Here is a 21,306-nt window from a genome sequence, read left to right as displayed (position 1 = left end):
TGAACACTCCCTACATTAACATTCTTCATCAAATGTAACGGCACCTACGGCAACGGTTTGATCCACGTCGGCTTTACCCGGCCGTTCACCAAGCCATGCCCCTTGCTCAATCAGTTTGTTCTGCAGTTCTAAGATCGGAACCTCGCGGAAACCTAGGCCGGCGAAGCTTGCCATGGCTGCAGCGACACCTGCTGCTTCTCCCATGGCAAAGCAGTTTGGCATGACGCGAAGCGAACCTTGCACAGGGCGATCGGACGAGACGGAACGTCCGGCTACAATTAGATTCGATTTGCCTTGCGGAAGCATGCAGCGATAAGGTACGCCATGGGATTTGCCTTTTGGCAGATGCTTGATTGTCATCGTGCTGTTGGCGTTTGCCAAATGGATATCGATAAAGTAAGAATTGCGTGCGATATCGTCTTCGAATGTCCGCATCGACAAGAAGTCCTCGACAACGAGCGTATAGTCACCCTGGATTCGGCGTGTTTCACGGATACCGATCTGGTCGCCGGAGTGAACGAGGAAGATATACTCAAAGCCCGGCACATATTTGCGTAAAAACCGGATCTGCGTGTCGGTTAGCTTCCGGCCCTCGATTGCGGCACGGGTCAAATCCTCCGCTTTCGTGCCGTCAATGTCGAAGATATGACCGAAATTAAAGCCAACAACGGAATCGGAAATCCAGGCCATGCCCGATATTCGCTTACGTCCCTCCGGAAGGTCGCCGTTTAGCTGCGCTTTAACAACGATGCTTTCCAGCTGTTTATGTTCGCCTGTATCTTGAAGGAACTGCTCAAAGCGTGCTTTATCCGCACCGGTAACCACATAGCACATAGTACCAGGTTGAAGCTCCCCATGATCTCCTCCAACTTGAAAAGGAACGCCTGCCAGCGCAGCGAGATCCGCATCGCCCGAAGCATCGATGTACAATTTGGCTTGGACGACGGATCGTCCGGATTTATTGCTTATGACTAGTCCGGTTATCCGATCACCATCCAGCAGCACCTGATCCGCTACCGTATGGAACAATAACTTTGCCCCACTAGACTGTACTTCTGCGTCATATACGCGCTTAAGCGTTTCCACATCGATGGGAACCCAGTCCAACTGTTCCTTGTAACGTCTCATAAAGTCATCCCCAGCAGCATGCTTCATCTTCTCGAGCAGATCAAGCCCAATTCCTCGAATGACGGGCTTCTCCCCATCGGTATAAGGGCAGAAGGCAGGAACCAGAGCAGCTGTCCCCATCCCGCCCAAGTAGCCTCTTTGTTCAATTAATAACGTATTAGCGCCATTGCGGGCTGCCGCAATAGCTGCTGCAATGCCTGATGCGCCGCCTCCAACGACAACCACGTCTGGGGTATAGCTAACAGGTAAGTTCTGCGTGGGGATCGTTACGGTTTGAATGTTCAACTTCGTCATGTTGATGTTCCTCCTAAGAGTTTTGCTTCAGCAAAACTGGATTTGTAATCATTTGCTAAAGCTCAGTGTTGAGTGTCATTTCTTTCATTATAGATTCCTGATATGGAGGAACTAGTTTAATTTTAGTTTAATCAAAAAAGAGGACGTGATATGATAACTGAACGAATATCAAATCCTGATTACTTAATATTGAGGTGCATCCCTATATGCCTACCCGCAAGCAAGTTACACTAAAAACGATTGCCAATGAGCTTGGGTTGACTGTTCAGACCGTGTCTAAAGCGCTAAAAGGAAAATCTGGCATGTCGGAAGCTACCAGACAACTTATTGTCCACACGGCCGAGAAGCTGGGCTATTATACAATGGATCAGATTCGCAGCCTTAGGCTCGATCACATTGCTCCTTATCCCAATGAGCGGAAGCGCTTCCTTTTGGTACAGACCGCAGAATCCGTGGCCTATAATCGCCTATTGCTTCAAGGACTTCAAGATCGTTTCTTTTCCTTCGGCCATCGAATCGAGCTTCTCATGTTACCGCAAAAGATCAAGAAGGAGCATATGAACGATTGGATCGAAGAGAGCGGAATGGCCTATGCGGACGGCATTTTCATCGCTCCAAGCATTGTGCCTAAGGCGTGGGAGCCCGCTCTGTTTGGGCTTCAGCTGCCACGAATATTGCTCAGCTTTCCTCCTCCAGGAGTGAAAATAGACAGCGTGATCTGGGATGTTTACGAAGCTGCGTTTCAAGCGGTAACCTATCTGCGAAGCCTTGGGCATGAGCGAATGATGTACGTGGGAGATATCCATTTGCAGCGTGGCTTTATTTTGCGCTGGCAAGCCTTCTGTCACGCGATGAATATGCTCGGTGTCGAAATCGACCCTTCTATGCATTCCATCGGTGAACGGACCAACCAAGCGCAGTGGCGTGAAGAGCTGCTGCAGCAAATGGATCACTTTAAGCCAAGCGCTATCATCTGCGGAATTGATCATGAAGTTCCGATCGTATATGAGTTGTGCAACGAGCTTCAGTGGCGAGTGCCTGAGGATGTGTCCTTGGTTGGGTTTCTGAATGAGCAATCCGAATCTCTGCCATCGTTCACCCGACCGCTTCTTTCGATCCGAGAGACTGGTTATCGCGCTGCCGACCGGATGCTGTGGCGAATTGCCAATCCTACGCTGCCGTTTGAACACATTCGCATTCAAGGTGATTTTTTTGTTGGGAGTACAACTTCAGCGCCTGCAAATGACCGTGTTTTTTCTGAATTCATATAAATATAAAACCAGAAATCATAAGATTCTCATATGTCCTTGGCTTTTTTGCAAGATATAATAAGTAGATCTGCAGCTAAAGGGAGGCCGACACGAGATGTATAAATTAGTCATTGTGGACGACGAGCCGACAGTTCGTTTTGGGCTAAGTACCTATTTTGACTGGAATGCTTATGGGATTGAAGTTGTGGGTGATGCGGATGACGGTGACGTTGCGTTAGAGGTTATTGAGCGATTGAAGCCGGATTTAGTGTTAACGGATGTGCGTATGCCCAATATGGATGGCATTCAGATGTCGAATATACTTAGTGAGCGATTTCCTCATATCAAAATTGTTTTTGTGAGCGGCCATGATGATGCCGAATATTTGAAATCTGCGCTTCAAGTCAAAGCGGTCGATTATATGTTTAAGCCCGTCAATTTGGGGGAGCTGAGCGTGGTGGTTGAACGCTTGGTTCGTACCTTACAGACGGAAAAGCAGGAACGAAAACTGATTGAGGACATGCAGGTCAAGCTCATTCAAAGCATGCCCTTGCTGCGGGAGAAATTCCTCATGTCATTAATTAGGGAAGGGATCACTTTTCCTGCACGTATACAGGATCGTACCCTATTCCTCGGGCTTGAGCTTCCGTTTGAGGCGACATACTGGGTGATTGCGATTCGCATAGACAATGCGTCTGAGGTTGCACAGAACCGATCCGAGAGGGATCAGCAGCTGTTATCCTACTCTGTACTTAATATCGTGCAAGAGCTTATTGAGAAAGAGATTGGTGGATATGTTTTTGAAAATCAAATAGGCGAGTTCGTTGGCATTCTTCGGCTGGTGGAGCAGGAAGATCAGGAAAGTCTTTTGTTTACATTAGCCGAGGAAGTCCGCGAAAGTCTCTACAACTATTTGAAAATTAGTGTGACCATCGGCGTGGGCGAACGAATATCGAGGCTTGCCAGCTTGCCGCAGTCGTATTCGCAAGCAAGAGAAGCCGCTGATCAAAGATGGTATCTCGGTAAGAATCAGGTTATCTCCATGGATAATTTGGAACAGGGTAAGGACAGCATGTACCGCTTTGATCCAGCGCAGAATGAGAGATTGATCTCTTCTTTGAAAGCTGCGGAAACTGGCAAGGTGCAGGAAGAACTAAATGTTATTTATAGCGCTCTTTCCCGCAATCGTGCAGAAGGCATGCCGTATGGGCGCAACTTAAGCTTGCAGCTTCTGCTGCTTGCAAGCCGAATCTTGCTGGAGCTGAATGTTCACAAGCAGGGGTTGGAGGAGAAGGAGAACGAGCTTCTGGTTAGGGTTTTTCAACAAGAAACGTTAGGCGATTTAAGACGGCTTGTGGAATCCCATCTCATCGAGGTGTGTGAGCGAATCGGTGAAAAGCGCAGCGGCAAAGCCAAAAATGTCATTGAACGTATTCGTTCCTTAATCGATAAACGATTCGCGGAAAACCTGCAGGTGGGGGATATTGCGAAGGAAGTATTCTTATCTACCACCTATCTTTGCCTGCTATTCAAACAGGAGACAGGCGAAACCATCAACGAATATATGACGAAAGTTCGGGTGGACAAAGCCAAGGAGCTCTTGAAAGATCCAGCCAACAAATTTTATGAGGTCTGCTATGCCGTTGGCTACTCGGATCCTAGCTATTTTAGCAAAATATTTAAGAAACAAACTGGACATACGCCGAGCTCATTTCGTGATCATTTCATGTAAAGACGGTAGAGGGGAATGAAGCATCTCATGAGTAGAGGTTGGAATTACGTATCGATGATCTTCAAGGGCGTTATTGCAGCAAGGGTATGGCTGGTCGCTTACATTGTGTTGATCCTGATTCCAGCTTCCATATTACTGTATGCATACTCGCAGAGGTACTCCCGCATTTTGGAAGAAGAAGTAACGCGAACGATGCTTCAGACGTTGAAGCAGGCTGAAATCAATTTGAATCACCAATTCGATTCCGCCCGAGATATTTCGAATACGATTCTCATGAATCCTAAGCTGCATCAGTATTTAAGCACCTCAACATCGGATAGCGATCAACTCGACGCCATGAAGGAACTGCGTATTTTGGTTGATAATGCCAAAACGAATCCGATTGTGTTCCGTGTTCGATTGTATGTCAACGACTCCAAGCTTTTTTCCCATGAAAGGGTGAATTTCTTTCCGTGGGAAAGCATCAAAAACCGTCCTTGGTACACAGATGTATTGAACGCCAATGGCAATCTCGTGTGGACGGGAGCTTACTTGGAAAACTTTCTAGACGATGTACAGAGCGCCCGCTATATTTTCTCGGGTATTAGAGTACTGCGGGATCCGGATAATTACGATCATTTGTCAGGAGTTTTATCTATTGAAGTCGCTTCTAAAACCATAGAAAGTATCCTATCCAATATCGAGTTGAACAAAGAGCAAAATGTATTCATGGTTGCACCGGGTGGCACGGTCGTCTTGCACAACGACAAATCCTTGCTCGGGACGAAGCTGAAATCTAGTGCCGTGCTTAGCGCTATAGAACAAAAGAATGAAGGCGTATCTGCCATCACAGAGGATAACATCCAACAATATGTCGTCTATACGACGATTGGCTCCACAGGTTGGAAGCTGGTTGCGGAAGTGCCTAAGAATGGCATTAGCTCCCGTGCTGCCTCGTTGAATCAATTTTCCAGTGCGGCGACTTTATCAGGGGTAACGATACTGTTCCTCATCCTTGTTTTTATTCTGATTGCTTTTATCGTTCGGGGAATGAATCGTCGCGTACAGATGGTGATAAGAGCCATTAAACGAGAAGGCATGGAGGGACTGGATGAGCAGAGCGGAACGTCGGAAGGCGACTTTAACTTGCTAGAAAAGAGCGTCGATCATCTGATCCATAGGGTCCGAGATTTAATGGAAGAGACGTATACATCGAAGGTGCAGGAGCGTGAAGCACAGCTTCGAGCTTTGCAAGCACAGGTTAACCCTCATTTCTTATACAATACCTTGGATACGATCAATTGGATTGCTATTGGACACAACGCTCACGATATTAGCCAGATGATCGATGGGTTGGCCAAATATTTCAGGCTGAGCTTAAATAAGGGCAGAGATTTGGTCAGTGTGACCGATGAGCTTAATTTAGCCAAGGTTTACTTGGAGATTCAGCAAACCCGATTTCCAAAGAGTTTTGAGGTTCATTTTGACATCGAAGATGGCATGGATGATATTGAAATGCCTAAGCTCACACTCCAACCAATTGTGGAAAATGCCCTTCTGCACGGGATAAGAAAATCAAAGGGCAAAACAGGATCTATTTTGATCAAGGCGAGACAGGAAGAGGGGGTTCTGATCATATCCGTCACGGATGACGGTATCGGCATGGAGCCAGAGCTTGTGCAAAGTCTGCTGACAAAGCCGCGTCCCACCATGAAATCAGACGGTTCCGGAAGCTCGTATGGTTTGTTCAATGTGAATGAAAGGATCAAGCTGTTCGCAGGAGACGCCTATGGACTGGAGCTTCACTCTACACTCGGAGAGGGGACAACCGTTACGGTTCGAATGACAACTAAATATTCATCTGATAAGCCGTCTCTATAAGAAAGAGGTTGGCTTTTTTGTTTGCATAAATACCATAAGATTGCACCAGAAACAGAAATATTACCATCTACAAGTCGTTTCAAGGCACCTATATAATTAACCTATAAGAACACGGAGGTGAGCCATTCATGAGTGTTACGCTAACAGAGCTTGAACGAAAAAAAGCTCACGCCAAGCCCAAGACAAAAGGTAGTGGCCGTTGGAAGCTAATTCTAACCAATTTTGATTTATACCTATTATTAGTGCCGGGATTGTTAGTTCTGTTTGTATTCAAATATGCGCCTATGTATGGGATTATTATCGCTTTTCAAGACTTCAACATTTTTGATGGTTTTGCCAGAAGTAAATGGGTGGGTCTGGATCAATTTGAGAAGCTCATACATTCCGAAGAGTTTTATCAGGTTTTCATGAATACCTTGTTGATCAGCGTTTACAAGATTGTGCTTCTTTTTCCGATACCGATCATCATCGCGCTTTTCTTGAATGAGGTTCGGAAGGCCTTTTTCAAGAAGACGATTCAAACCATTATTTTTCTACCGCATTTCTTATCATGGGTGATCATTTCAGGATTGTTTATTAATATCTTGTCCCCATCAGGCGGTCTAGTGAACAATATGATTCAGTGGTTCGGTGGGACGCCGATTTCCTTCTTTCTGGACAACCAGTTCTTCCGAAGTGTAGTGGTATTTACAGCAGGTTGGAAGGAATCAGGCTGGAACGCGATTATCTTTATCGCAGCCATTGCAGGTATCGAACAGGAACAATATGAAGCCGCTTCCATTGACGGAGCAGGACGTATTAGACAAATGCTCCACATTACCTTGCCGGGTATTTTGCCAACGATCATTCTAATCTTAATTTTACGCATGGGGTACTTGCTTGAAGCGGGTACGGAGCAAATTTTGACCATGTACAATTCGGTCGTGTATCAGTCCGGCGATGTTATCGGTACGTTTGTTTATCGGCAAGGTCTCGGTCAACAAGATTATAGCTTTAGTACAGCGGTCGGGTTGTTCAACTCCCTCGTTGGGTTCATCCTAATCGTAGCAGGTAATGAACTTAGTAAAAAACTAATCAAGCGAAGCATATGGTAGGGGTGGAAAACATGCATAAAAAAACGCTTAGTGATTGGTCATTAGACTTCTGTATTTATCTTGTTTTATTATTATCCGGCTTAGCTACACTGCTGCCCTTGGCCAATATTTTATCCAAAGCCATTAGTGATGAGTCAGCGGTAGTTTCCGGTAAAGTAGGGATTTTTCCAGTAGGCTTCCAGCTAGATACAATGAAATATGTGGTGTCCTCCAGCCAATTTCTTCACTCGATAGGGATTTCGCTGCTCATCACAGTTGTTGGTACAGTGCTTGCAATTCTGGTAACTGCAATAACGGCTTATCCATTGTCCAAAAGGTATCTGCCAGGCATTTCGATGATTATGCTGCTGTTTATTTTCACGATGATGTTTAATGGCGGAATTATTCCAAATTATTTGCTAATGAAACAGCTGCATTTAATTAATAGCTTATGGTCGCTGATGCTGCCTGCTCTTATTAGTGTATTCAATATGCTTGTGATCAAAAGCTACTATGAATCATTGCCTGAGGCTCTTGAAGAATCCGCCAAAATGGATGGCGCTCGTAACTTTACGATTCTTTTTCGCATCATACTTCCTTTAAGTGTACCTGTCATCGCAACGATTGCTCTTTTCTATGCTGTCTACTTCTGGAACGACTATTTTCACCCGATGCTCTATATTAATGATGCAGGCCTTAAGCCTTTGCAGTTGTACTTGCGCGACATTGTTTTGAATGCCGACAGTTCCAATGCTTTGAATAAAAGTACGGACGACTTGATGAATACATCACCGGAGGGAGTTCGATCCGCAACCGTGATTGCCTCCATTATTCCGATGCTGCTCGTCTATCCTTATTTGCAAAAGCATTTTGTCAAAGGCGTACTCATTGGCTCTGTGAAAGGGTAATTGTGCATTAACGCTCTGGATTTCAGCATCCAGGGTTTAATGATATAGTAAACACATACACTTAGGGAGGTCTACCCATGCTCAAAAAGCACAACAAAGCGATGCTTATAACTGTTGCAGCATGCTTGTCCGTTTCGTCACTTGTCGCCTGCGCATCCAAAAACACGGCCACAGGCGGCAATGCATCCCCAGCTAGCACAGCAGCGGCAACTACGGCAGTTGCGACAACTGCTGGACCGAAGGCAGAGTTAAGATCGTTGCAAATTTGGCAGCAAGAGGACTACAACACGTATCCGGTAGCTAAGTTCCTAGAAGAGAAAACGGGCTACAAAGTGAAATATGATATGCTTCCCCAAGATAAGCCTCAAGATAAGCTGAACATTCTCATTGCCTCTGGAGAGGCTTATGATGTGATTACTTCACTTGGTGGGACTGAATTCAAAGCCTTATATGCAGACTATGCGAAAAAAGGCGCTCTAGTAGATTTAGGGCCGCTGATCGATAAATTTGGACCCAACATTAAATCGGCTGTAGATCCTGAAGCTCTGGAAGCCGCTAAAGTGGATGGGAAATTGTACGCAATCCCTACCAAAAGTATACCGACCACCTCTACTAGCCTATACATTCGGCAGGATTGGCTTGATAAAGTAGGATTGAAAGCGCCTACGACGTTGGATGAGTTGTTGGCTGTTCTCAAAGCATTCAAAGAGAAGGATCCAGGTGGGAACGGAGATAAAAATATTCCGTTAACGGTGAGAGGCGATTCAGCCTTCATTGATAACATTGTCGGTGCTTTTGGTATGCCGAACTTCTGGAATAATGTGAATGGGAAGTTAACACCGCGAATTCTAGACCCAGCTTACAAAGATTATATCAATTTTGCCCAAGATCTCTTTAAACAAGGCTTGATTGATAAAGAGTTTGCCGCCAATAAAGATGCTACCGCTAAAGAAAAATTCACAAGCGGAAGAGCAGGAATCATTCTGATGAACTGGTCTGATGTGCCTGTTATTGCAGATGCATTAGCGAAAAACATACCTACAGCTAAGGCGACATTTCTTCCAGCATTAAAAGGTAAGGATGGCAAAGTAGGCCTATCTGCAAACCAAGGCTTTGACCGTATTTCTTTCATTCCTAAAGCATCCAAGCATCCTGAGGATGCTATCAAATGGATGAACGCTAAACTTGAAAAGGATACGTTTAAAGGGATGGCTATTGGTGAAGAGAACAAGCACTTTACGTTCAAGGATGGCACGTATACACCGATTCAACCTATCTTTACAGATGAGCGCAATAGAGCAAATAATTTCTTAATGGGCTCAGATGACAAAAACTATCCAACTTACTGGCAAGCACGTGTACGTAAAGATTTACGCTTGTTTGAAGCTTGGAAGTTTATGAATGTGACGGAAGCTAATTTAAGAGTGCTTGATCCATTGGGTTTCGCTCCTTACTTGCCTGAGTTCTCGAAAAACTTCCAACAGTTGAATACGATGGTAGGAGACTACACAACGAAGTTGATTTTCGGAGCAGAAGCCATTAGTGGTTTGGAAGCATTCCAACAGAAATTCAAAACTTCCGGCGGAGATGCAAGCGTCAAAGAAGTCAATGATTGGTACGCGACTGCAAAGAAATAAGCTGAACATTCGTCATCCCCTAAATCCCATTCTGACTGCTGCAGTCAAACAGTACTGTAATTTGATACATTTTGGGTTGAAAAAACCAGCAAACTTTCTCTTTCGAGTTTGCTGGTTTTTTGCGTTTCATACGGTATGCTGCCAGCAGGAAGGAACCCCAACCATAAAAAACATAAAACAAATTTTTTTATAGCTTGGCCAGCTAAGAATTTGGGTTTGTGATCGTGGTGAGGGGCTAATGTTGTACGGAGTACAACAATTCCGGAGTTTTTCTTCTCACAAAGCTATCAATGTTGTATGTTGTGCAACAATTTAGCCTAATTTCATGACAATGAGCTATTTTCGAGGGAAAATGTTGTATTTCGTGCAACAATCACAGGAAAACGCGGATTTGCCAGCCTAATGTTGTAGAAAATACAACATTGCATTACTTTGCAAAAGCGATAGCCCGCGTTCAATTTGAAAAAAAGGTGAGTGTCATGGAGAAAACAAGATTACTCCGTAAACTGGGAAGCACGAATTTAGTGCTCTCTCCACTCGGACTGGGATGCTGGCAATTTAGCAATGGGCAAGGGGTAGTAGGCAAGTTTTGGCTTGTGCTGAGTGCCGATGATGTGCCGAAGATCGTTATTCCCGGCGCTTCTAAAATTCATCATGCTCAAGAAAATGTAAAAGCAATGCAATTTAAGCTTACTACTACTGAAATCCATACAATTGGTGAAATATCCAACAACGTAATGCGATAATAAAATATACGGCAAGAAACCGAACCCATAATGCCATGGAGCTCAGTTTTTTTAAACTCGCTTATTTTTTCAATAATAAATACATAAAATACGGGGCCCCAATGAGTGCGACCATAATGCCGGCGGGAATACCATCAGGTTCAATCACGTTATGTCCAATGGTGTCTGCCATTACTAACAGCCAACCACCCATCAGAATGGCGACTGGAATAAATAATTGATTTCTGGGTCCTACCAAAGCTTTGGCCATATGCGGAGCCATGAGTCCAATGAAGGCAATTCCTCCAGTAACCGAAACGGCCGAAGCGGCCAAGGCAACCGCGGTTAAAAGTAAGACAATTCGTTCCTTTTCAACGGATACACCTACGCCGATGGCTACAGGTTCGCCTAGTCCCAGGAGATTCAAACGATTTGCTTTGTATAAGGTAAATGGAATGAGTAAGGCTAACCATGGAAGAATAGCCCAAATAAAAGGCCAGTCAGAACCCCAAATACTTCCGGCTAACCATTTTGCGATAAAATCGACTTTAGCCCGCTCAGCAGATGAAATAATGACAATCATGACTCCGGATAGCGCCATTGAAAACCCAACTCCAATTAGCACCAACCTGACGGGTTGAAGACCTACCTTTTTATTATACGAAAGCAAATAGATGAAGCATGCCGTAATTAAAGCACCTATAAAAGCAACAAGTGGAAGCAGATAAATAAACGATCCCGCCTTAATAGGAAAAAACAAAAAGAATACGGCAATAGCAACACCAGCCCCAGAATTAATACCAATAATGCCCGGATCAGCTAGATCGTTTCGTGTGATTCCTTGTAAAATTGCACCCGATAAGGCAAGTGCCATGCCTGCTAGCAGTGTAATGATCATGCGTGGCAGTCGGATCGAAAATAAAACGAACTCTTCTTTGAATGTGCCTTGACCGAAAAGGGCAGGAATCAGCCTATCATAGGATACAGAGGAGTATCCCAATCCCATCCCGAGAACGATCGTCATCGTAATAAGCACAAGTGAACCATATATGAGCAGCCGTTGTTTTTTTATTAAAGCGGGAGGATGAATCATGAGAATGCCTTTCCTCCTTTACGTATGATGAACAAGAAGAAGGGCAAACCCATCATCGCCACAATGGCCGCAACGGGTGTTTCATAGGGAGAATTGATCGTACGTCCAAGGGTATCCGCAAAAAGCATAAATACGGCCCCTATAATTGCCGACATTGGCACAATAAAACGATAATCGGTTCCAACAATGGCGCGAACAATATGAGGAATCATCAAACCAATGAACGCCATATTCCCAACAAGTGCAACAGAAGCACCCGCGAGTAAGATGATGATGATAAAAAGAACGGTTTTGATTTGTGTCGTCTTCTGTCCTAATCCAACAGCGACTTCTTCACTTAAACTTAGAATGGTAAGCTGCCTAGATAGGAACAGGGAAATCAGTATACCGATCGTAATAAATGGCGCAATGACTTGGAGTTGGCCCCATGAAGTGCCGATCAACCCTCCTGCAGTCCACATGGATACATCTTTTGAAATTTTGAAATAAATACCGATACCTTCCGAGATCGCGTATAGGAACGCAGATACAGCAGCTCCGGCTAATACAATTCGCAGAGGGGAGAAGCCGCCCTTTTTCACTGCGCCAATACCGAAGACGATGCTTGCACCTACGGCTGCTCCAATAAAACAAGCAATCGTAATCCCAAAATAATTGGCTGAAGGGATAAAAGCAATCGTAAAAGCGAGTGCCGCGTTTGCCCCAGCAGTCAAGCCAAGTAAACCTGGGTCAGCGAGCGGGTTTCTGGTCATCCCTTGCATAATGGCACCGGAAACGGCCAGCGCGGCTCCAACAAAAATCCCCGCAATTTCACGGGGGAGACGGATTTCATGGATGATCGAAATTTTATCACCTACAGCATGAGAAGTGAGGGCGAGCCAGACATCTTTGACGGTAACATCTGCGGCCCCAAATGCCATGGAAACAATAAACATACCCGCAAATACTACTAGTCCAGCAATCAGTTTATAAACGAATGGGATGAACCGTTGATGTTCCGTAATCATTTACTACCTAAGCATTTAACAAAGAAATCGAGTTGATAGTCTAAAGTTAGTGGATCATTGAAATAGAACTCTTTCGCATTGACTTCAAATAATTGTTTGTTTTTAACAGCTGGAATGTTTTTGTAGGTATCGGTTTGTTGGAATGAATTATCCGTGTCTGGGTTCTTGCTGAAGATAACGTAGTCACCTGCATACTCCGGAAGTACTTCCAAAGACAAGGCGTAATAACCGGCTTTTAAAGCCATTTCTTTAACTTTTTTAGGCATTTCTAGCTTCATTTCTTGGTAAAGAATTTCGGTGCCACGCCCCCAGTTATTCCCGAAGACGTAAAGCTGTTTGTCGAAATTCTCAACAACAGAAATCGTGTCTTCACCTATCTTAGCTTTAATATCTTCTCCGGCTTTCTGTGCCCGTTTTTTAAAGTCAGTAATCCAAGCTTGCGCTTCTTTTTCTTTATTTAAAAGCTTGCCGATTTCTAAGTGCTGGGTTAAATAATCTACCTTTCCATATGTATACGTGACTGTAGGGGCAATTTGCTTCAATTTATCCACGTTTTTAACACTGGATAGACCGATGATTAAATCCGGTTTTAATTCAATCAATTTTTCTAAGCTTTCATCGGATACTTCTTGCGCAGCTTTCAATGTTGTTTCGAAGCGCGGGTTCATTTTAGACCATGAATCGACACCAACAAGATTAACTTTTAGAGCCATTACATTTCCTGCAAAAGAAGAAAGGACAACGACGCGTTGCGGATTGGCTGGAACTTCGACAGGTCCATTTTCGGATTGGTAGGTAATGGTTGTCGGTTTGTTTTCAACTTTCGCTGCGTTCTTCTCGGTTTGGGTTGTTTGGCTGCTGCAAGCACTAAGAGCTAATGAGATGAAGAGCAGGAACGGAATGAGCCGTTTGTTCATTTTGGTTATCTCCCTTTAATAAATTGTAGGTAACACACATAGGTTTATTTGTTCGAGGATCTCGCCCGATTTCAGCATCAATGTGAAATACTTCCTTGAGCACGTCATGGTTCATCACTTCTTCGCAAGTGCCAGCTTTCACGATTTCACCATCTTTTAGAGCGATGATATAGTCAGCAAAACGCGCCGCTTGATTTAAATCATGCAAGACCATGACAATCGTACGTTCCTGTTCCCGATTTAGTTTTTGCAGAAGTTCTAGAACCTCTAATTGATGCGCCAAATCTAAATAGGTGGTAGGTTCGTCAAGGAAGATAATCTCCGTTTCTTGCGCAAGCGCCATAGCAATCCAAACGCGTTGGCGTTGGCCTCCGGATAGTGCATCTACAGGACGGAACTTAAAGTCAATGGTACCTGTAACTTCAAGCGCCCAGTCGATCACTTCATAGTCCTTTTTCGATAAGCGCCCAAAGCCCGTTTGATAAGGAAAGCGACCATAGGATACTAACTCACCGACGGTTAAACCACTTGCACTCTCGGGCGCTTGTGGAAGGATCGCCATTTTTTTAGCGAGTATCTTTGTATGTTCTTTGGCAATATGTTCGCCATCTAGAACGATTAAACCAGATTGATGGGAAATAATCCGCGTAGCTGCTTTCAATAGGGTAGACTTTCCACAGCCATTCGCTCCGATAATGGTTGTTATTTTCTTGTCTGGAATCTCTACACTGAGATTTTTTACAATTAAACGTTCACCATAACCAATGTTTAGCTGATCTGTATACAGGCGAACCATAAGATAACCTCCATTTATTTCAAAATAGGCATTATCCATTAACTGATAATGATTATCAATTTCATTACAATACACACAATAAAGCGAACGATTTTATTTGTCAATAACTTTTTTAGTTGTCAAATAAGAAGAATAGACGTATATTTGATTGAGAATGATAATCATTTACGTTTCATAGCCGAGGAGTGATCGGGAAATGGAAGAACAGGAATTGTATGATGTGACTGTCATTGGAGGAGGGCCAGCAGGGCTTTACTCAACTTTTTATAGTGGACTTAGAGAAATGAAGACTAAGCTTATTGAGTACCAAACCCAACTGGGTGGAAAAATACATATCTATCCGGAGAAAATGATTTGGGATGTGGGAGGACACACGCCAATTCCAGGAGCGAAGCTTATTGAAAATCTTGTAGAGCAAGGATTAACGTTTCATCCTGAAGTTGTGCTGAATGAAAAAGTAGAGTCGATCACCCGTAATGAAGAGGGGATTTTTGTCTTACAAGCTGCTTCTGGTCAAAAGCATTACTCGAAAACAGTTATCGTTGCTGTTGGAGGGGGAATATTGAATCCGCAAAGGCTGGAGATCGAAGGCGCTGAGAGATATGAAGTGTCTAATTTGAACTATACCGTGAAGTCTTTGCAGCATTTTAGAAACAAAACGGTGATCATTTCTGGTGGAGGAAATTCCGCAATTGATTGGGCAAATGAACTAGAGCCTATCGCCAAAAACGTTTATTTAACCTATCGAAAAGAGGCTTTAACTGGCCACGAAGCACAAGTAAAGCAGCTCATGGAGAGCTCCGTTGTTTGTTTCTTCCATACGTCCATAACCAAACTAGTTGCTAGCAGTAATCATGAAGTCATTGAACGTGTCGAACTTACCAACCATGAAACTGGTGAGGTATCGTATTTGCCCATTGATGAAGTGATTATTAATCATGGTTATGAACGTGATACAACACTGCTTAAAAATAGTGAAGTAAAGATTGCAATCGCAGATAACTATTACATTGCTGGTAATGCGGCTAGCGAATCTTCGATAGATGGAATTTATGCGGCTGGAGATATTTTACATCACGATGGGAAGCTTCATTTGATAGCCGGTGCTTTCCAAGACGCTGCAAACGCAGTAAATAAAGCAAAGCAATATATCCAGCCGGATGCAAATAAGGTTGCCATGGTGTCTTCACATAATGAAGTCTTTAAAAAGCGCAATCGAGAATTAGTCAAACGAATGATGACCTAGAAACTAAAAACCCCTCCTGTATGAAAAAATCATACAAAGAGGGGTTTATCAACGCTTGTTATTATTTCTTGTTCAGCATGTTTATAATGACTGTTACAGCTTCTGCTCTTGTCGTAGAGCCACTCGGAGCATATTGGTTGTTTTCGTTGCCGCTAATAACACCTGCTTGTTTAAGTGCAATGACAGCACCTTTACCCCATGAAGGGATCTCCTGATCATCGGTAAATCCTGTAGCTGCAGAAGGATCAGCTTTCAGATTCATCGCGCCTGCTATCATGGACGCCATTTCTGTGCGGGTAATCGGTTCATTCGGTCGGAATGTACCATCTTCGTAGCCTTGGATGAAGCCTGCTTTGACAGCTTGCGCAACGGCATTCTTAGCCCAAGTACCGATCTCTTTCTCATCGGTAAAAGCTAGCTTCGCCCCTTCGCTAACCGGCTTCAGACCATTCATCAGCATGACTGCAAATTCCGCGCGAGTAACATTTTTGTTTGGTTTAAACGAAGTGTCAGGGTAGCCTGACACGATGCCATCTTTGATCGCTTTCCCGATGGTTACCTCTGCCCAATGCTTAGCAATATCGGACGGATCCACGCCAATGCTCTGTGTTCCGTATGTCGCAAACCAGCCTTTGATCGTATTGTAATCACTTGAGAATGCTAGTGAAAGAAGAAGCATAAGGCGGGCATGCTGTGCATTCAGGCTGTCACCGGCAAAGATGCCATCCGTCGTTCCCGGATACATTGTGCCTGAACCAGTTCTTGTCGTCGTAACGAAGACGACACCTTGTTTAATTGCTTCTGAACGGGCTGCGCTCATTTGGGCAGAAATACCGCCTGCACCTGTACCCGCAGTAACAATCCCTTTCGCACCGTCTGCGACGAAACCGCGAATGGCCCCGCTGCTTGCTTCTTGGTAGCTATAAACAATTTCAACGGTTGGCAGCTTATCCTTGGTGATGGACTTTAAGTCGAATGGGGTTGCCCAATCGGCTTTTCCAGCTTTCATGGCGCGTCCATTCAAGCGATACATACGAATATTGCTCTCGTCGATATACCCAAGTGCACCTAGTATTGGAGTCGCAAATGTATCCAACCGTTGTGCGTTCGATTTGGTAACTTCTCTGGCCGCTTGGATGACGTCGTTCAGCATGATCACAGTGCCATACCAGTTGGTCTTGCCGCTTCCGGCCAGCTTGATAGCGTTGTACAGGTTGGCAGGTGCGTCAGTTCCGATGACGTCCCAAGGGCGCATGGCGCCAGTTACAACCACTGGTTTAGGACTTCTCACTGTCAGATCGAGGAAATAGGCGATTTCCTCCATAGTGTCCGTACCTGTTGTAACAACGGCGCTATCGTATACCTCAAGCGCTTGATCGACAGCTAACGAAAGATCATATAGATCCGCGATGGTGTAGCCGCCAGAGCCTTTATTACCGAATTGGTAGGTCGTCACATCGGCGATTTTTTGCTTGCCTGGCAGTTGTTTGACGAGGTCTTCAATCAAATACGTGCCTGCTTTATAGTTTTGAAAGCTCGTGCTATCCTCAGCTTTGCCAGCTAAGGTACCGCCGGTCCCAATAACAATCACGTTCGAAAGCGATGATTGCTTAAACGTATCGGAAAGGGCTGGTATCGGGAAGCTGGCAGGTTTAGGAGCAGCTTCTTCCGCGAAGGCGGTTGTTGACGCTCCTTCAAATGCCAACATGGTGCCTAACAAAGACACGATAAGGGGAAGAGTGAACAGCCTTTTGATACGACTATTTTTGCTATGCTGAGTCCATGTCATGAATGGTTTACCTCCTTATTATGTGGATGGCCGATACTGGCATCTCTTCTGTAGTCTTGGAGGACTTAAGGAGCAGCAGGAATCTGAGCATCGATTTTGACATCTTGTGTACCGTAATTAGCGAACCAACCTTTGATCTTGGCTTGATCGTTAGAGAATGCTAATGAAAGCAGAAGCATGAGACGGGCATGCTGTGCATTCAGGTTGTCACCTGCAATAATGCCATCCGCAGTTCCTGGATACATCGTACCTGAACCCGTTCTCGTCGTTGTAACGAAGAGTACGCCTTGTTTAATTGCTTCCGTACGGGCTGCCGTCATTTTGGCAGAAATACCGCCAGCGCCGGTTCCAGCTGTTACAATCCCTTTGGCACCATCTGCAACCAGGCCTTTAATAGCTCCTCCGCCTGCTTCTTGATAGCTATAGACGATTTCTACGGCAGGCAATTTGTCTTTCGTGATCGTTTTCAAGTCGAAAGGTGTAGCCCAATCCGCTGTACCAGCTTTCACTGCTCGGGCAGGAGCGCGGTAAATACGAATATTATTCTCGTCAATGTACCCTAGTGCACCAAGCATTGGCGTCTCGAAGGTGTCCATACGCTGTGCGTTGGTCTTCGTCACTTCTCTAGCTGCGTGAACAACATCGTTCAACATTAGGACTGTGCCAAACCATTTAGTTTTGCCGCTGCCTGCCAACTTGATAGCATTGTACAGGTTGGCAGGAGCGTCAGTACCAATAACGTCCCAGGGACGCATAGCGCCGGTTACGACGACTGGCTTTTCACTGCGAACAGTTAGATCAAGGAAGTAGGCAATCTCTTCCATGGTATCGGTTCCAGTTGTAACTACGGCACTATCATAAACCTCAAGCGCTTGATCCACAGTAAGAGAAAGATCGTACAGATCAGCGATGGTGTAGCCGCCTGATCCTTTGTTACCGAATTGGTAGGTCGTTACATCCGCAATTTTCTGTTTACCCGGCAGTTGTTTCACCAAGTCTTCAATCAAATATGTACCTGCTCTATAGTTCTGGAAGCTTGTGCTATCTTCTGCTTTACCGGCGAGGGTGCCGCCAGTTCCAATGACAATCACGTTGGAGAGTGACGATTGCTTAAAGGAGTCCGAAAGAGCAGGAATCGGAATGCTAGTAGGTTGAGCTGGAGCATCCGCTGCGAAAGCTAATGAAGAACTGCTCCCCAACATGGTGATAGTAAGTAAAGAGAAAAGGACACGCTTGAAAACTTTTTTGCTTCGATCCAATGTCATAAAATATTACCTCCCGTGAATGATGTTGGTATGTAAGACAAAATAATCTTATATCGTGTTAGATAAACTGACAAATCTATCAAGCTCCTAGAAAGCGATAACAACTGTGTTATATATTCAATAATCTATCCTATACTCTATTATTCTATGTTTTTCTAAAGCGATTTTTTATTTCCAATGATTTGGCAAAGCAATATAATAATAGGGAATTAATATATTTATGTTAGGTAATATTACATATGGAGCATGGTTGGGTTCCCATAAAAGATAAAACATAAAACAAAATAACGATATTGTCATTTTGTTTTTGATACTTGATGTGGTACCATGGAACTACTAATAGAGAGGGGGACCAACATGTCCAATGATCTTCCACTAACGAAGGAAGCCATACTAGACGCGGCGGAACAGGTGCTTCGACGTTATGGACCTGATAAAACTTCCGTTGTCGATGTGGCTCGGGCACTTCAAGTTAGCCATGGCACACTTTATCGACACTTTGCCAGTAAAGCCTCGTTAAGAGAGGCAGTAACTGAGCGGTGGCTGCACAAAATCATTTTAGAACCCTTAGAAACTATTACCATCCAGTCTGGTGGCAGTGCTACGGAGCGTTTGCGCTCGTGGTTTGAAACCCTGATCCAAACGAAGAAGACCTATGCAATCAATGATTCCGAAATGTTTGCCATGTACGCGGCTGTTACATTAGATGCCGTTGAAATGATAACTACGCATGTCAATCAATTAATCGATCAGATTGCCCGGATTATCGAAGAAGGAATGAAGTCCCAGGAGTTCAAATCTGTTGAACCAATCGTTACTGCGAGAGCTATTTTTATCGCTACTTCGCGTTTTCATCATCCTGCACATGCGAAAGAGTGGTCAACAGACACGATTGAACAGGAATTTGCTTCGGTTTGGGATCTGCTTCTTTCCGGAATCTCCTACCAGATGAATGTGTAAATAAAGCCCTTCTGATGAGTATAATCAGAAGGGCTTTTGCTTTTAGGAAGTTGATAGGGACCTCGGAATTCGAAGGAGCTCCGTTTCACCCAAGCATCCGCTTAATCTCATCCGCAAGAAGTCGTACGCCGGCTTCGATCCGCTCCTCAGATACTTGCGTTACGCTAAGACTTAACAAATGCTCAGGTTTAAACGCAGGTAAGTAATAAGGCTCGAGGTCTTGCAGAATAACACGCTTCTTACGCAATCTATCCAACAGGGTTGGGATGTGTAGATGAGCTGGGACGATGATATGGGTGTACACACCCGAAATCACCTCAGTGGGAGATAGGTATGCGGTGTTATTGTTTGCAAGCAAGGATTTATTCAGATGCATCAATCTACGGGAATAAGAATCTCTGATTTTACGCTTGCGCCGTTCAAACATACCACTCTGAATATAAATTTCTAATGCTGCTTGCGAGAGCATGGAACTGTCGATATCCGACAATTTCTTATAATTGCTGAACGTGGGCGTGAGATCTGTAGGGAGGACGGCTGCGCCCACTCGTAATCCTGGAAACAAGATCTTAGAGTAACTTTTTAAATAAACAACATGGGTTGAAGCATAAGCGAAGATGGGGTCAGATTTCGTATCGTTCTCCAAGTCAGCCAGATAATCATCTTCCACGATGTAGACGTCATAGCGTTTGGCTAGTTGGGCAATTGCTTTCTTCGTTTGTTCCGAATAAGAACTGCCGAGAGGATTATGGAAGCGGGGCATGGTATAGAAGAACTTAATATCTTCTGTACGGAACAAGCGCTCTAATTCATCTAGATCGATGCCGCTGACTGTTCTTGTGATGCCAAAAGTAGGGATTTGATAAAGTTCCAAAAGGCGTATAAACAAATAATAGCTCGGTTGTTCAAGCAGCACGCCTCGTTTTCCATTCGGAAAAGGCATCAAAGCCAAGACAGATAAGGCTTGCTGAACGCCTGATGTAACGTGAATATTGCTTGGATTTGTGAACACCTGATAGTTGGCCAAATGCTTGGTTAACACCTTTAATAACGATGGCAGTCCTTGCGGAGTTCCGTATACGAACAGTTCGTTCTTATAGGTATCAATCGCTTTATTAATGCAATGTTTAAAATCGAGATAAGGAAACAGCTCAGGGTCCGGAGCACCCGAAGAGAAATCATAGGCAGATTGTTCCGTTGGATGGATGCCATCCGTTCTCTTCTGTACCGCATAATACCCGCTTTGGGGGATAGAGTAAATGAGATGGCGATTCTCAAGCTCGGTATAAGCACGAATGACCGTACTCTTATTGCAAGAATAGGTGATGGAGAGCTCCCTTATTGACGGCAGCTTTTGTCCGGATCGTATTTGTCCATCCTCAATTCGCTGTTCGATGTCATTGAAAATAAGAGAATATTTATGCATATATATGTCCCCCGCCCTTAATTGTACCGGTACAGTTGGTCCGTAAATATATTGTAGTACGACAGCATTCGTTCTATGCTTATAACCAACAGCCGGCCGGCACCATTACCAATAAAGTACCATAAATTCGTTAGGAAGTGGGGGAAATTATGAATAGCCGAAAAGGAATCAAACTTGCCTATATATTTGCCGTACTAAAC

General features: G+C 44.4%; 18 protein-coding genes (1 of these 18 only partly in view). 10 read left to right on the top strand and 8 right to left on the bottom strand.

Going from position 1 to position 21,306, the window contains the following annotated elements:
* Positions 1-15: 15 nt before the first annotated feature.
* Positions 16-1,422 (bottom strand): FAD-dependent oxidoreductase, encoded by a 1,407-nt coding sequence (locus QFZ77_RS35795; protein WP_307448159.1) that lies wholly within the window; start codon positions 1,420-1,422, stop codon positions 16-18.
* A gap of 206 nt (positions 1,423-1,628) precedes the next feature.
* On the opposite strand from QFZ77_RS35795, the gene QFZ77_RS35790 reads away from it, so the two are divergent.
* From QFZ77_RS35790 to QFZ77_RS38085, 7 genes are all read left to right on the top strand, one after another.
* Positions 1,629-2,693: a LacI family DNA-binding transcriptional regulator gene (locus QFZ77_RS35790; RefSeq protein ID WP_307448155.1), complete on the top strand. Its 1,065-nt coding sequence runs from the start codon at positions 1,629-1,631 to the stop codon at positions 2,691-2,693.
* Between the two features lie 94 nt (positions 2,694-2,787).
* Positions 2,788-4,404, top strand: a complete 1,617-nt coding sequence (locus QFZ77_RS35785; RefSeq protein WP_307448152.1) for a response regulator — start codon at positions 2,788-2,790, stop codon at positions 4,402-4,404.
* A gap of 27 nt (positions 4,405-4,431) precedes the next feature.
* The gene (locus QFZ77_RS35780; RefSeq protein WP_307448148.1) at positions 4,432-6,264 is read left to right on the top strand and encodes a sensor histidine kinase; all 1,833 of its coding nucleotides are present in this window, start codon (positions 4,432-4,434) and stop codon (positions 6,262-6,264) included.
* Between the two features lie 128 nt (positions 6,265-6,392).
* Complete coding sequence (locus tag QFZ77_RS35775) at positions 6,393-7,358, top strand: ABC transporter permease (RefSeq protein WP_307448144.1); 966 nt, start codon at positions 6,393-6,395, stop codon at positions 7,356-7,358.
* Positions 7,359-7,369: 11 nt separating this feature from the next.
* On the top strand, positions 7,370-8,245 hold the full coding sequence (locus QFZ77_RS35770; protein ID WP_307448142.1) for a carbohydrate ABC transporter permease: 876 nt from the start codon (positions 7,370-7,372) through the stop codon (positions 8,243-8,245).
* Between the two features lie 77 nt (positions 8,246-8,322).
* On the top strand, positions 8,323-9,882 hold the full coding sequence (locus tag QFZ77_RS35765) for an extracellular solute-binding protein (protein ID WP_307448139.1): 1,560 nt from the start codon (positions 8,323-8,325) through the stop codon (positions 9,880-9,882).
* A 479-nt stretch (positions 9,883-10,361) separates the two neighbouring features.
* The gene (locus QFZ77_RS38085) at positions 10,362-10,628 is read left to right on the top strand and encodes an aldo/keto reductase (protein ID WP_373462704.1); all 267 of its coding nucleotides are present in this window, start codon (positions 10,362-10,364) and stop codon (positions 10,626-10,628) included.
* A 61-nt stretch (positions 10,629-10,689) separates the two neighbouring features.
* Here the strand turns inward: QFZ77_RS38085 and QFZ77_RS35755 are convergent, their stop codons facing one another.
* Genes QFZ77_RS35755 through QFZ77_RS35740 form a run of 4 tightly spaced genes read right to left on the bottom strand, consistent with a single transcriptional unit; the run spans position 10,690 to position 14,420 of the window.
* Complete coding sequence (locus QFZ77_RS35755; RefSeq protein WP_307448133.1) at positions 10,690-11,700, bottom strand: FecCD family ABC transporter permease; 1,011 nt, start codon at positions 11,698-11,700, stop codon at positions 10,690-10,692.
* Positions 11,697-12,707 carry a FecCD family ABC transporter permease gene (locus QFZ77_RS35750; RefSeq protein ID WP_307448129.1) on the bottom strand — a complete coding sequence of 337 codons (1,011 nt, stop codon included), beginning with the start codon at positions 12,705-12,707 and terminating at the stop codon, positions 11,697-11,699. Before QFZ77_RS35750 ends, QFZ77_RS35755 begins: the two co-directional genes overlap by 4 nt.
* Positions 12,704-13,624 (bottom strand): iron-hydroxamate ABC transporter substrate-binding protein, encoded by a 921-nt coding sequence (locus QFZ77_RS35745; protein WP_307448124.1) that lies wholly within the window; start codon positions 13,622-13,624, stop codon positions 12,704-12,706. The genes QFZ77_RS35750 and QFZ77_RS35745 overlap by 4 nt, the downstream gene beginning before the upstream one ends.
* The gene (locus QFZ77_RS35740) at positions 13,575-14,420 is read right to left on the bottom strand and encodes an ABC transporter ATP-binding protein (protein ID WP_307448121.1); all 846 of its coding nucleotides are present in this window, start codon (positions 14,418-14,420) and stop codon (positions 13,575-13,577) included. Before QFZ77_RS35740 ends, QFZ77_RS35745 begins: the two co-directional genes overlap by 50 nt.
* Positions 14,421-14,616: 196 nt before the next feature.
* Between QFZ77_RS35740 and QFZ77_RS35735 the strand changes: the two genes are divergently transcribed.
* Entirely contained in the window at positions 14,617-15,666 is a 1,050-nt protein-coding gene (locus QFZ77_RS35735) for an NAD(P)/FAD-dependent oxidoreductase (RefSeq protein ID WP_307448119.1), read from the top strand.
* 61 nt (positions 15,667-15,727) lie between these two features.
* Here the strand turns inward: QFZ77_RS35735 and QFZ77_RS35730 are convergent, their stop codons facing one another.
* Positions 15,728-17,455 carry an asparaginase domain-containing protein gene (locus tag QFZ77_RS35730; RefSeq protein ID WP_307448116.1) on the bottom strand — a complete coding sequence of 576 codons (1,728 nt, stop codon included), beginning with the start codon at positions 17,453-17,455 and terminating at the stop codon, positions 15,728-15,730.
* Positions 17,456-17,520: 65 nt separating this feature from the next.
* Positions 17,521-18,720, bottom strand: a complete 1,200-nt coding sequence (locus tag QFZ77_RS35725; RefSeq protein ID WP_307448113.1) for an asparaginase domain-containing protein — start codon at positions 18,718-18,720, stop codon at positions 17,521-17,523.
* 357 nt (positions 18,721-19,077) lie between these two features.
* Between QFZ77_RS35725 and QFZ77_RS35720 the strand changes: the two genes are divergently transcribed.
* A complete protein-coding gene (locus QFZ77_RS35720; RefSeq protein WP_307448108.1) occupies positions 19,078-19,680 on the top strand; it encodes a TetR/AcrR family transcriptional regulator in 603 nt (200 codons plus the stop codon).
* Between the two features lie 85 nt (positions 19,681-19,765).
* Here the strand turns inward: QFZ77_RS35720 and QFZ77_RS35715 are convergent, their stop codons facing one another.
* A complete protein-coding gene (locus QFZ77_RS35715; protein ID WP_307448106.1) occupies positions 19,766-21,106 on the bottom strand; it encodes an aminotransferase-like domain-containing protein in 1,341 nt (446 codons plus the stop codon).
* A gap of 149 nt (positions 21,107-21,255) precedes the next feature.
* Here QFZ77_RS35715 and QFZ77_RS35710 point away from each other — a divergent pair, with 149 nt between their 5' ends.
* On the top strand, positions 21,256-21,306 hold the 5' end (the start) of the coding sequence (locus QFZ77_RS35710; RefSeq protein WP_307448103.1) for a DMT family transporter. The gene runs 900 nt beyond the window's last position; the window shows 51 of its 951 coding nt (coding positions 1-51); it begins with the start codon at positions 21,256-21,258; its stop codon lies beyond the right edge, outside the window.

Source organism: Paenibacillus sp. V4I3 (genome assembly GCF_030817215.1).
In the GTDB taxonomy this organism is placed as follows: Bacteria; Bacillota; Bacilli; order Paenibacillales; family NBRC-103111; genus Paenibacillus_E.
The sequence above is the reverse complement of the archived record's forward strand: the minus strand, read 5'-3'. Positions and strand labels throughout refer to the sequence as shown.

What these genes read in the sequence shown, in the direction of transcription:
- QFZ77_RS35795 (WP_307448159.1), bottom strand. Translation starts at nt 1,422, where the DNA reads ATGACGAAGTTGAACATTCAAACCGTAACGATCCCCACGCAGAACTTA.
- QFZ77_RS35790 (WP_307448155.1), top strand. Translation starts at nt 1,629, where the DNA reads ATGCCTACCCGCAAGCAAGTTACACTAAAAACGATTGCCAATGAGCTT.
- QFZ77_RS35785 (WP_307448152.1), top strand. Translation starts at nt 2,788, where the DNA reads ATGTATAAATTAGTCATTGTGGACGACGAGCCGACAGTTCGTTTTGGG.
- QFZ77_RS35780 (WP_307448148.1), top strand. Translation starts at nt 4,432, where the DNA reads ATGAGTAGAGGTTGGAATTACGTATCGATGATCTTCAAGGGCGTTATT.
- QFZ77_RS35775 (WP_307448144.1), top strand. Translation starts at nt 6,393, where the DNA reads ATGAGTGTTACGCTAACAGAGCTTGAACGAAAAAAAGCTCACGCCAAG.
- QFZ77_RS35770 (WP_307448142.1), top strand. Translation starts at nt 7,370, where the DNA reads ATGCATAAAAAAACGCTTAGTGATTGGTCATTAGACTTCTGTATTTAT.
- QFZ77_RS35765 (WP_307448139.1), top strand. Translation starts at nt 8,323, where the DNA reads ATGCTCAAAAAGCACAACAAAGCGATGCTTATAACTGTTGCAGCATGC.
- QFZ77_RS38085 (WP_373462704.1), top strand. Translation starts at nt 10,362, where the DNA reads ATGGAGAAAACAAGATTACTCCGTAAACTGGGAAGCACGAATTTAGTG.
- QFZ77_RS35755 (WP_307448133.1), bottom strand. Translation starts at nt 11,700, where the DNA reads ATGATTCATCCTCCCGCTTTAATAAAAAAACAACGGCTGCTCATATAT.
- QFZ77_RS35750 (WP_307448129.1), bottom strand. Translation starts at nt 12,707, where the DNA reads ATGATTACGGAACATCAACGGTTCATCCCATTCGTTTATAAACTGATT.
- QFZ77_RS35745 (WP_307448124.1), bottom strand. Translation starts at nt 13,624, where the DNA reads ATGAACAAACGGCTCATTCCGTTCCTGCTCTTCATCTCATTAGCTCTT.
- QFZ77_RS35740 (WP_307448121.1), bottom strand. Translation starts at nt 14,420, where the DNA reads ATGGTTCGCCTGTATACAGATCAGCTAAACATTGGTTATGGTGAACGT.
- QFZ77_RS35735 (WP_307448119.1), top strand. Translation starts at nt 14,617, where the DNA reads ATGGAAGAACAGGAATTGTATGATGTGACTGTCATTGGAGGAGGGCCA.
- QFZ77_RS35730 (WP_307448116.1), bottom strand. Translation starts at nt 17,455, where the DNA reads ATGACATGGACTCAGCATAGCAAAAATAGTCGTATCAAAAGGCTGTTC.
- QFZ77_RS35725 (WP_307448113.1), bottom strand. Translation starts at nt 18,720, where the DNA reads ATGACATTGGATCGAAGCAAAAAAGTTTTCAAGCGTGTCCTTTTCTCT.
- QFZ77_RS35720 (WP_307448108.1), top strand. Translation starts at nt 19,078, where the DNA reads ATGTCCAATGATCTTCCACTAACGAAGGAAGCCATACTAGACGCGGCG.
- QFZ77_RS35715 (WP_307448106.1), bottom strand. Translation starts at nt 21,106, where the DNA reads ATGCATAAATATTCTCTTATTTTCAATGACATCGAACAGCGAATTGAG.